General features: G+C 67.8%; 8 protein-coding genes. 5 read left to right on the top strand and 3 right to left on the bottom strand.

Features of this window, described 5'->3' with window-relative positions:
* Window positions 1–355: 355 nt before the first annotated feature.
* From G8O29_RS04435 to G8O29_RS04425, 3 genes are all read left to right on the top strand, one after another.
* Window positions 356–3178 (top strand): hypothetical protein, encoded by a 2823-nt coding sequence (locus G8O29_RS04435; protein WP_166402003.1) that lies wholly within the window; start codon window positions 356–358, stop codon window positions 3176–3178.
* A gap of 74 nt (window positions 3179–3252) precedes the next feature.
* Window positions 3253–3789: a phosphoglycerate mutase family protein gene (locus G8O29_RS04430; RefSeq protein ID WP_166402002.1), complete on the top strand. Its 537-nt coding sequence runs from the start codon at window positions 3253–3255 to the stop codon at window positions 3787–3789.
* 18 nt (window positions 3790–3807) lie between these two features.
* Window positions 3808–5871 carry a M28 family metallopeptidase gene (locus tag G8O29_RS04425; RefSeq protein WP_166402001.1) on the top strand — a complete coding sequence of 688 codons (2064 nt, stop codon included), beginning with the start codon at window positions 3808–3810 and terminating at the stop codon, window positions 5869–5871.
* Window positions 5872–6032: 161 nt separating this feature from the next.
* Here G8O29_RS04425 and G8O29_RS04420 read toward each other — a convergent pair whose 3' ends face one another.
* Window positions 6033–7259, bottom strand: coding sequence for an argininosuccinate synthase (locus G8O29_RS04420; protein WP_166402000.1), 1227 nt, complete (start codon window positions 7257–7259; stop codon window positions 6033–6035).
* A 148-nt stretch (window positions 7260–7407) separates the two neighbouring features.
* Between G8O29_RS04420 and ilvA the strand changes: the two genes are divergently transcribed.
* Window positions 7408–8655: a threonine ammonia-lyase IlvA gene (gene ilvA / locus G8O29_RS04415; RefSeq protein WP_166401999.1), complete on the top strand. Its 1248-nt coding sequence runs from the start codon at window positions 7408–7410 to the stop codon at window positions 8653–8655.
* Between the two features lie 62 nt (window positions 8656–8717).
* On the opposite strand, the gene G8O29_RS04410 is transcribed toward ilvA, so the two are convergent.
* Entirely contained in the window at window positions 8718–9056 is a 339-nt protein-coding gene (locus G8O29_RS04410) for an Hpt domain-containing protein (protein WP_166401998.1), read from the bottom strand.
* Window positions 9057–9226: 170 nt separating this feature from the next.
* On the opposite strand from G8O29_RS04410, the gene G8O29_RS04405 reads away from it, so the two are divergent.
* Complete coding sequence (locus tag G8O29_RS04405) at window positions 9227–10471, top strand: PP2C family protein-serine/threonine phosphatase (RefSeq protein WP_166401997.1); 1245 nt, start codon at window positions 9227–9229, stop codon at window positions 10469–10471.
* Here the strand turns inward: G8O29_RS04405 and G8O29_RS04400 are convergent.
* Window positions 10463–10900 (bottom strand): NUDIX hydrolase, encoded by a 438-nt coding sequence (locus G8O29_RS04400; RefSeq protein WP_166401996.1) that lies wholly within the window; start codon window positions 10898–10900, stop codon window positions 10463–10465. The two genes, G8O29_RS04405 and G8O29_RS04400, sit on opposite strands and share 9 nt — an antisense overlap.
* Window positions 10901–10920 lie beyond the last annotated feature (20 nt).

The raw sequence follows: 10920 nt of genomic DNA, 5'->3' as shown, positions 1-10920 counted from the left end.
GTTTCATGGAATGGACAGGACCGGAGCAGCAGCAGGAAACGATCGGCAGAGACGCCAATTCGTCTCTGGCAGGGGTGCCGATGCAACGGAGAGAAAACCGGAAACAATCAACAATCGCAGAAATTGTAACGCATTTCCGCGCATTTCAGCGTGAATAATGCGTCAGGTTCCGCCCAGGGTTGAAACAGCGATTGGCCGACTCGGGCGATTGCGGTAAGGTGTCGTTCAGGCGCCTCATTCATTTCCGCGCCCGCATCTTCCGAATCACCTTGCTGTTTTTGCCGGGGTTTTCCGGCGTCTGTCGCATTTTTCCGGCCCGCATTCCGCAGGCCAGCCCATTCAGGAAGGACATAGGATGGCCGAGACCGTTGTTCGCAACGAGTATGGCGAAGTCGTCTTTGTGCAAGGCCCCGAAGCCTCGACACTGGAAAGCGCCACGACTCTGTCAACGCCGCAACTGGCGGCGGAACACTACATGAAATCCCTGCAAGGCACGCTTGGCCTTGCAGGCACCCGGCTGGCGGGAGAGCCTGTGCCGGAAGGCGCGGGCGACAGTCCGGTCGCCGAATTCCAGTCCGAGAAGGACATCGCGGGCACCAAGGTTGTGGTCTATCGCCAGACCGTGCTGGGTCTCGACGTGTTCGGGGCGCGGCTGGGGATGCAGATGAACGGCGATAGCCTCGCGCTGGAATCGGTCCAGTCCTCGATGCATGCCGAGATCCGGGTGGAAAACCCCTCTGCCCTGGCCGAAGGCGGGCCGCGCAAGGTCAGCCGCGCCGCGCTGATCAAGATGCTGGGCTTCGAGCTGCCCGACATGGATAACGCCCGGATCGAGCGCCAGGTGGTGCTGCGCTATGAACCGGACGAACGCGAGGAAGCCCATGACCACGAAGGCTGCATCGGCGGCCCCGGGGTCGAACTGCCGCATCTGCCGGCGCCCAGGCTGAAGGGGCTGGCCAAGGGCAAGCACTACATCTGCGACGAGGTGCTGTTCCAGGCGGCAATGGCCAAGGGCCAACCCCAGGTCAACTGGCGCGCCCTGGTCGAGCCGAAGTCGGGCGACGTCCTCTATCTGCGCGCGCTGGTCGCCTGCGCCACGGGGCTTGTCTTCGACCGCGACCCCCAGACCCAGACCGGGGCCGCCGTCACTGCGGCGTCGCCGAACGCGGTGCTGAACCCGTTCCGCAGTTCGCGCACGCTGGCCGGGCTGACCCCGGCGGCGCCGCAACCGCTTGCCGGGACCTATGTGCGGATCGCCGAGTTGCAGGCGCCGGTGCAGGCATCCCCGACCGTTCCGAACAATTCCGGGGCCTTCAACTTCGATGCCCAGACCGAAGAGTTCACCGCGACCAACTGCTACTACCACAACGACCGGCTGTTCCGCACGATGGAGGATTTCGGCTTCAACGTCGCGACCTACTTCGACGGGACGACCTTCCCCGTGCCCTGCGACTTCCGCGCGCTCGGGGATGGGGTGAACGCCATGGCCCCGGGCAATGCGATGGGCAACGGGCTGCGCGAGTTCCTGTATGGCAAGATGATTGCGGGCCGGACCATCGGGATCGCCACCGACAACCGCGTCGCCTGGCACGAATTCGGCCATGCGCTGCTGTGGGACCATGTCAACAGCCCGAACTTCGGCTTTGCCCATTCGGCCGGCGACACGCTTGCCGCGGTGCTGAACGACCCCGGCTCGCAGGCGGCGGACCGCTTCATGACCTTCCCCTGGACCGGGGCGGGGCTCAACATCGACCGCCGCCACGACCGCGCCATCGCCGACGGCTGGGCCTGGTTCGGACCGCGCTGGAACACCCAGTACGGCGGCGAACAGGTGCTCTCGACCACGCTCTTCCGCTTCTATCGCGCGATCGGGGGCGATTCCCCGCATCTGCCGACCCAGCGGCGGGCGGCCGAGGTCACCGCCTTCCTCATCTTCAAGGCCATCGGCCTGATGACCGCCACGACCCCGATTCCCGAGGTCTTCGTCGGCAATCTCCAGACCGCCGACCGCACCACGTCCGCGTTCAAGGGCATTCCGGGCGGCGCGCTGCACAAGGTGATCCGCTGGGCCTTCGAGAAGCAGGGCCTGTTCCAGCCCGGCGCCGCCCCCGGCCAGCCGCAGACGGTGAACCGCGAAGGCAACCCGCCGGACGTCGATGTCTACATCGACGACGGGCGGGGCGGGGAATACACCTATCTTGCGAACCACTGGTCCTGCCAGGACATGTGGTGCCGCCGCCGCCCCGACGGCGGGCTGACCCACCAGAACCCGCTCGTCGGCTTCCGCAGCTACATGTATGTCCGGGTGAAGAACCGCGGCCTGCAACCGGCGCAGAACGTCCGGGTGGATGCCTATCACGCCCTTCCCGGCTCGGGTCTCGCCTTCCCCGACGACTGGGCGCCGATGGACACGCCCACGCTGTCGGCCCCCGGCCCACTGGCACCCGGTGCCAGCGTGATCCTCGGCCCCTTCCGCTTTGTGCCCACGGTGGTCGGCCACGAATGCCTGATGGCCATCGCCCACGCCACCGGCGACCCCGGCAACGACACCACGATCCAGGGCACGATCCCCGAACACCGCTTCGTGCCCTTCGACAACAACATCGGCCAGCGCAACGTCTCGCCGGTGCGGCCGACGCTCTTCGACATCATCAGGCTCTTCCGCAGGCACGTCATCTGGATCCGCAACCCGTTCAAGAAGCCGGTCGCGGTGCGTGTCGAGGTCACGCTGCCGAAATTCCTGCAAAAGCTGGGCTGGAGGCTCGCCATCCGCTCGGCCGGCGGCGCGAAGTTCGAACTCGGCCCGCGCGAGACGCGCAAGGTCATGCTGGTGCTGACCCCCGGCAAGGACTTCGACGCCGACCAGCTGCGCCAGTCGATCGACCGCAAGGACGACGAGATCCAGATCCGCACCCTTCTGGATGGAGAGCTTTCGGGCGGGATGACCTACAAGCTCGACTTCCGGATGGACAAGGACGACGACCCGGGCGAGCCCGACGACGAGGATCCGCCCAAGGACGGCCCGAAGGACTGGCCGCCGAAGTTCCCCGACCGGCCCGTCCGCACGCGCAAGCCCACCATCGAGGAAATCCTGCGGATCCTCCGCGGTGAAGCGGCCGAGGGCGGCAGCCGCGGCATCCGCACCATGCGGCTGGAAATCGACTTCGACGACGGCTGACCGCGCAAGACCCGCTCCGGGGCCGCCCTGGCCCCGGAGCCTTGTTCCTCAAGATTTCCCGGAAGGCCTTTTCCATGACCCGTTCCGCCTCCGCCTCTGCCCAGGCGGGCCTCCTGCCGCACCACCAGATCGAGCCGACCGCCACGATCCGGCGCAAGCTGGCCGCGGTCCTGTGGACGGCAACGGTTGTCCTCGTCCGCCATGCCGAACGCGGGGCCGGGGCCGATCCGGCGCTGACCCCGGCCGGCCAGGCCCGCGCGGCGCTTCTGGCCCGGATGCTTCAGGACGCCAACCTCTCGGCCGTCTTCGTGACCGACACGACCCGTTCGCGCCAGACCGGCGGCCCGGCGGCGCAGGGCGCGGGGCTGCAACCGACGCTCTACAACGCCACCGACGCCGCCGGCCTCGTCGCCGCGATCCGCGCCGGCCATGCCGGGCGCACCGTCCTGGTCGTCGCCCATTCCAACACGGTGGACGACATCGCCGCCGCGCTTGGCGCGCCCGGCCTGGCCGAGCTGGCCGACAGCCAGTTCGACCGCCTCTTCGTGCTGACCCGCAGCTGGTGCGCCACCCGCCTGCTGCGCCTGAGCTACGGAACCCCCACGCCCTGACCCTTCAGGAGACCCGCCATGCCCCGGATCACCCGCGCCATCGTCCTCCTCGACCAGACCAGCGGCAGCCTGCGCGAGGACGACGGCCGCATCCTCGGCCTCGATCTCGCCCCCAGCCTGCGGGACACCGCCGCCGGCCTGTCCGGCGTCGAGATCATCCTGGCCATCCCCGGCGCGGCCGACATGCCGGGGACCGAGCGCCTGTCCGGCCTTGCCCCCGCAGGCCTGCGCCTGCAACCCATCGGCCCCCTGTCCTACGGCGGCCTCGCCGGCCTGTCGGGCGGCGATCCCGCCACGGCCCTTGTCTCGGCCGACCGTCGCCTGCGGGGCGAGGCGCGGGCCGCGGGCTTCACCCCCGCCGCCCATCCCGCGCTGATCCCGATGCTGGCCGGGGGCCAGACGCCCGTTGCAGCCCGCATGGCCGGCCCGCGCGCAAGGCTGGAACGCTTTGCCGCCCGGTCCGGTGCCATTCCGATGCAGTTCCAGCCCGCCGCCGAGGGCTGGGCGCTGATCGCCCTGATCCCTCCGGATGCCCAGGCCGATGCTGCCAGCCTTGGACTGTCCTTCTTCCCGCTTGCCTGCGACCCCGCGACCGAGGATCTGGTCTGGGCGCGGCTGGACAGCGACGTCCACGGCCAGCACGACGACCTTGCAACCGCCCTGGCCGGCCGGCCCATCCTGTACAGCGAACCCGGCCAGATCCTCATCGCGCTGAAACCCGGCGAGACGGCAGAGGCCTTCCACCTGCACGGCGGCCACGGCCATGCCGAATTCATCGCCCCCGATCCGGGCCTGCTCCTGCCCGCCATGTCCGAAGCCGCCGATTTCGACGTGCCCGACGTGGGCAAGCTGCCCGAAATCCTCGAAGCCGTCGAACTCGACCCCGAGATCCGCAAGATCCTTGCCACAATCCGCCCGCGCTGCGCGGTGGTGACGGCCGGCTACGCCGCCGACCTCGACCGCTATACCGGCGTCACGGCACTTGACGCCGCGGGCCCCATCGTCTCGCGCCATTCCGCCCACCCCGACAACAAGCGCGCCGAAGCCGCGCTGATCGCCGACCTCCGCGCCATGGGCTACTGCCCCTGGCGGCACGATTTCGTTCATGCCGGGGCGACGCATTCCAACATCATCGCCGACCTGCCGGGCCTCGGTCGCCTGCGCATCCGGCCCGAGATCCTGGACCGTTACCTCCGCATCCTGCGCGATTCCGGTCCCCTGCCGCCGCCCGACCGCTGGCTGCCGGGCCTTGACACCCTGGCCCCCGAGGCCTGGGCCGAGGGTCTTGCCGATCTCCCGGATGCCACCATCCGCGCCGAGATCGAAAGGGTGCTGAAGCTGCAACCCTGGTTTCCCTGGTGGAAGCAACGCTGCCCGCTTCCGGGTTTCGGCGCGGGCCTCGTCATCGTCGGCGCGCATATGGATTCCACCGCCGGGTTCGAGCCGGGCTATTCGGCGCCCACCAGCCCCGCCCCGGGCCGCGACGACAACGGCTCGGGTCTTGCCGGCGTCCTGTCGCTGGCCCGCCACTTCCGCGCCTATGCCGGGCGGCTGACCCACACCGTCCGCTTCTGCTTCTTCAACGCCGAGGAATCGGGCCTCGTGGGGTCCAAGGCCTATGCCGCTTCGCTGAAGGCCGCGAAGGCCCCGGTCAGGGGCGTCATCTGCATGGACATGATCGGCTACAATTCCGACGCCAACCGGATCTTCGAGCTGCACGCGGGCTATACCGACCCGGCCGTCCGCGACCTCAGCCTGCCGCTGGCCGACCGGGTGGCCCTGGCCGCTGCGCAACTGGGCCGCCTTGCACCGGCGCAGATCTACAAGGGCACCTCGACCTCCGGCGGACCGGACCGCAGCGTCTATGACGGGGCGATCAACCGCTCTGACCACGCGGCTTTCCACCAGCAGGGCTGGGGCGCGGTGCTGGCCAGCGAGGATTTCTTCATGAACCTCGCCAGCGAGCCCGCCGCCGACGGCAACCCGAACTACCACCGCGCCGCCGACCGGACGACCGATACCGCCTATGCCCGCGACATCGTCTGCGCCGTCGCACGGGCGGTGACCCGGCTTGCTCTTTAGCTCGCCGCACGCCTTTGCTTCTCCTCGCCGCCCTCAGCGAGGAGTGCCGAAGGCAAAGACGAGCGGCCCAAGCGCCGCGCCAAAAAGTGAAGGGGACGTAAACGCGCCCCCTCAATCCATTGATTTTCCTACACCTTGGAAAGCCGCCGCGCGCGGCACAGCTACTTCGCCACCCGCGCATTGCGGCTGGCGATCAACCGCAGCCGCAGCGCGTTCAGCCGGATGAAGCCCTCGGCGTCCTTCTGATCATAGGCCCCCGCGTCCTCCTCGAAGGTCACGTGCTTCTCCGAGTACAGCGAATGCTCCGACCACCGCGCCACCGTCCGCGCGCTGCCCTTGTACAGCTTCACCCTCACGGTTCCCGTCACATGTTCCTGCGTCTTGTCGATCAGCGCCTGCAACGCCTCCCGCTCGGGGCTGAACCAGAAGCCGTTGTAGATCAGTTCCGCATAGCGCGGCATGATGCTGTCCTTCAGGTGCCCCGCACCCGCATCCAGCGTGATCTGCTCGATCCCCCGGTGCGCCTCCAGCAGGATCGTTCCACCCGGAGTCTCATAGACCCCCCGGCTCTTCATGCCGACAAAGCGGTTCTCCACCAGATCCAGCACCCCCACACCATGCTTGCCGCCCAGCTCGTTCAGCCGCGCCAGGATCGTCGCCGGCGACAGCCGCTCGCCGTTGATCGCCACGGCATCGCCCCGCTCGAAGCCGATCTCCACCATCTCCGGCTGGTCGGGCGCCTGTTCCACCGGCACCACCCGCTGCAACACATAGTCCGGGAACTCCTCGGCCGGGTTCTCCAGCACGCGGCCTTCGGAGGAGGTGTGCAGAAGATTCGCGTCCACACTGAACGGCGCCTCGCCCCGCTTGTCCTTTGCGATCGGGATCTGGTTCGCCTCGGCGAATTCCAGCAGTTTCGTCCGGCTTGTCAGGTCCCACAACCGCCAGGGCGCGATGACCTTGATCGCCGGGTCCAGCGCTGCCGCCGACAGCTCGAACCGCACCTGATCGTTGCCCTTGCCCGTCGCGCCATGCGCCACCGCATCGGCCCCCGTCTCATGCGCGATGCGCACCAGATGCTGCGAGATCAGCGGCCGGGCGATCGAGGTGCCCAGCAGATACAGCCCCTCGTACAGCGCATTGGCCCGGAACATCGGGAACACGAAATCGCGCACGAATTCCTCGCGCACATCCAAGATGTGGATGTTCTCGGGCTTGATCCCGAGAAGAAGCGCTTTCTGCCGCGCGGGCTCCAGCTCCTCACCCTGGCCCAGATCGGCCGTGAAGGTCACGACCTCGCAGCCGTATTCGGTCTGAAGCCACTTCAGGATGATCGAGGTATCAAGCCCGCCCGAATAGGCGAGGACGACTTTCTTCGGCTTCTGCATGGATTGGCTCCGTCCCGGTTTGGCTGGCGCTTAGAACGAAACGCCCCCGAGGGCAAGGACGGTGCCAGGGACAGCGGCCCTGTCCGATGCAAGCCGGCATGCGAAGGCATTCCTTGCCTTGGCCACCGGCTTCCGGCATCTGAAGCGGATGAACGATTTCCCGACCTTTGCCCGCCAAGCCACCGCCGCCCTGCGCGCGCTGTTCCCCGAGACGCCGCTACAGCGCAACGAATTCCTGTCGGATCGCCACGGGGCCGAGATCTGGCTGAAGCGCGAGGATCTGTCTCCGGTCCGCAGCTACAAGCTGCGCGGGGCCTTCAATGCGATGCGCAAGGTCCGGGCGCAGATGCCCGACCAGCAGCGCTTTGTCTGCGCCAGCGCCGGGAACCACGCCCAGGGCATGGCCTTTGCCTGCCGGCATTTCGATGTCTCGGGCAGGATCTTCATGCCGGTGACCACGCCGCAGCAGAAGATCGACAAGACCCGGGTCTTCGGCGGCCAGAACATCGAGATCGTGCTGACCGGCGACTATTTCGACCAGACCCTGGCCGCTGCCCAGGCCTTCTGCGCCGAGGCCAGGGCGCATTTCCTGTCGCCCTTCGACGATCCCGACGTGATCGAGGGCCAGGCCTCGGTGGCGGTCGAACTGATGGACCAGCTTGGCCGCGCGCCCGACCTGGTTGTCCTGCCGGTCGGCGGCGGCGGCCTTGCCTCCGGGGTCACCAGCTACCTGCGCACGGTGGCGCCCGAGACGGAGTTCCGGTTCGTGGAACCTCTGGGCGGGGCCAGCCTGACCGCCGCCCTGATCGCAGGCGCGCCGGCCAAGCTGCCCCAGGTCAACAGCTTCGTCGACGGGGCCGCCGTGGCGCGGGTCGGCGACCACACCTTCCGCCGGCTGGACTGGGTGGCCCGCGAAGACGTGCTGCTTGCCCCCGAGGACCGGATCTGCGTCACCATGCTGGAAATGCTGAACCACGAAGGCATCGTGCTGGAACCCGCCGGGGCCCTGTCGCTGGATGTGCTGCCCGAACTGGCCGAGGAGATTCGGGGCAAGACCGTGGTCTGCGTCACCTCTGGCGGCAATTTCGACTTCGAACGCCTGCCCGAGGTCAAGGAACGTGCGCAGCGGTTCGCCGGGCTGAAGAAATACTTCATCCTGCGCATGCCGCAGCGCCCCGGCGCCCTGCGCGAGTTCCTGAACCTCCTCGGTCCGGACGACGACATCACCCGGTTCGAATATCTGAAGAAATCGGCGCGCAACTTCGGCTCGGTCCTGATCGGGATCGAGACCCGGTCGGCGGACGGGTTCTCGGGCTTCACCGCCCGGATGGATGCCGCCGGGCTGGCCTTCCGCGACATCACCAACGACGAGGCCCTGTCCGAGTTTCTCATCTAGTAGCCGCGTCCGGCCTCGGACCGAACCGGCCCGCGACGCATCGGACGGCCGCCAGCAGAACCTCATGCCGCCCCGACCTCGCCCGTGGACAACCGGCCCAGCAGCCCCGCGCGCGAGGCGTGGTAGACCGAGGCGACCTGCGCCACGTCCACCTTGGCGCCATCTCCGGCGGCTGCCCGACGCTCACCCTCCTGGCAGATCGCCGCCAGATCCGACAGGCCAAGGTTCAGCGCGCTGCCCTTCAGGAAATGCAGTTGCCCCTCCACCTCATCCGCCGGAAGCCCGCGCAAGAGCGCCTGAACCGCGCCGTCCGCTTCATCCAGGAACATGTCGACCACCTCTGCGAAACCTTCGGCGCCGATCTCTGCCCGCAATTCTTCAACCCGTTTCCAGTCGATCATCACACACCACCCGCAAGACTGCCCAGGGGCGCAGTCTGGCGCCCGGACCGTTAACAAATGGTCGCCGTCCCAGCCTCCCTTGCCGCGCATTTTAACATTCACCCGCTGTTAAGACCGACCGCGCAGCCTTGCCCGAAGAGGTTGGAGAATTCGATGTGCTTGCCAATGCTATGAGGGTCGAGACTGTGGCACAGCTGGCCGGCGGGCCGCGCCATGTGCTGATTGTCGATGACAGCCGGGCGCAGCGACTCATGCTGTCGATGCAGCTTGGCCGCTGGGGATACCGGGTCAGCGAATGTGCCTCGGCCAGCGCCGCGCTTGACCTTTGCCGGGAACAGGCCTTCGACATCGTGATCAGCGACTGGATGATGCCCGGCCTGTCCGGCCTGGATTTCTGTCGCGAATTCAGGGCCTTGGGCCACGAATCCTATGGCTACTTCATCCTGCTCACCTCCAAGTCCGAAACCACCGAGATCGCGGATGGACTGGAAGCCGGGGCCGATGACTTCCTGACCAAGCCCGTCGCCCCGAACGAGCTGCGTGCCCGGCTGCGCGCGGGGGAACGGATGCTTGCCATGCAGGCCGAGCTTCTGGCCAAGAACAAGGTGATCGTCTCGACGCTGGTCGAATTGCAGGGACTGTATGATTCGCTGGACCGCGACCTGATCGAGGCGCGCAAGCTGCAACAGACGCTGGTCCGCGACCGGGTGCGGGACTATGGCTGGGCCCGTGTGTCGCTGATGCTGCGCAACTCGGGCCGGGTGGGCGGCGATCTGGTGGGCAGCTTTCGCGTCGATGACAACCGGGTCGCGGTCTATGCGATCGACGTGTCGGGGCATGGCGTCGCCTCGGCGATGATGACGGCGCGGCTGGCGGGCTTTCTGACGGGCTCGTCGCCCGAGCAGAACCTTGCCTTCCAGAAGGGGCCGTTCGGGGGCTATGTGCTGCTCCCGCCCGAAGCCATCGCCGACCGCTTCAACCGCTTCATGCTGGAGGAGATCCAGGCCGAACAGTATTTCACCATGGTCTTTGCCGTGGCCGACCGCGCGGCTGGCCAGATCAGCCTGGTGCAGGCGGGCCATCCCCATCCGATGATCATCCGCGCCACGGGGCAGGTGGAACGGCTGGGCCGCGGCGGGCTGCCGATCGGGCTGATCCCCGAAGCGACCTACGACTGGGAGGATATCCCCTTTGCCCCGGGCGACCGGCTGGTCCTGGTCTCGGACGGCATCACCGAATGTCCGCTGCCCGGCGGGGGCGACTTTGGCGAGGATGGGCTGAAGGCCAGCCTGCGCGCCTCGGGCCACCTCTCGGGATCCGACCTGCTGGAGGCTCTGGTCTGGGACCTTGCCCGGCAGTCGGGCCGCGACAGTTTCGCCGATGATGTCTCGGGCGTGGTGCTGGACCTAACCTAGCGCGCGGGCCAGCATGGCCCGGTCGCCCGGATTGCCCAGCCGGTGCAGCGCCTCTTCGACCGGCAGCCAGATCGCGGTATGGCCGGGCTCGGACGGCGGACCAAGGCGGCGGACCGGACGCGCCAGGTACACGGTGCAGACCTTTTCCGCCCAGAGATCGTATTCCGGCATGTAGGTAAAGCGCCGGAACGCCCCCAGCCTCCGGGTCACGGCGATCTTCCAGCCGGTTTCCTCATGGACCTCGCGGTGCAGCGCGGGGATCGGCTGCTCGCCCCGGTCGATACCGCCGCCGGGCAGCTGGAACTCGGGGATGGGTTCGGCCTGGTGGGTGGCAAGGATGTGGTCGCCCCGCAGCAGGATCGCATAGACCCCGGGTCTGCGGGTGTAGTTCTGCCCCGGTTTCACCGGCTCGCCGTGGCGTCGGATCATGCGCTTCCCCTTGGACCTGC

Source organism: Rhodobacter calidifons (assembly GCF_011174775.1).
Taxonomy (GTDB): domain Bacteria; phylum Pseudomonadota; class Alphaproteobacteria; order Rhodobacterales; family Rhodobacteraceae; genus Tabrizicola; species Tabrizicola calidifons.
Note: the sequence above shows the minus strand (reverse complement) of the source record. Positions and strands in the feature narration are given on the sequence as shown.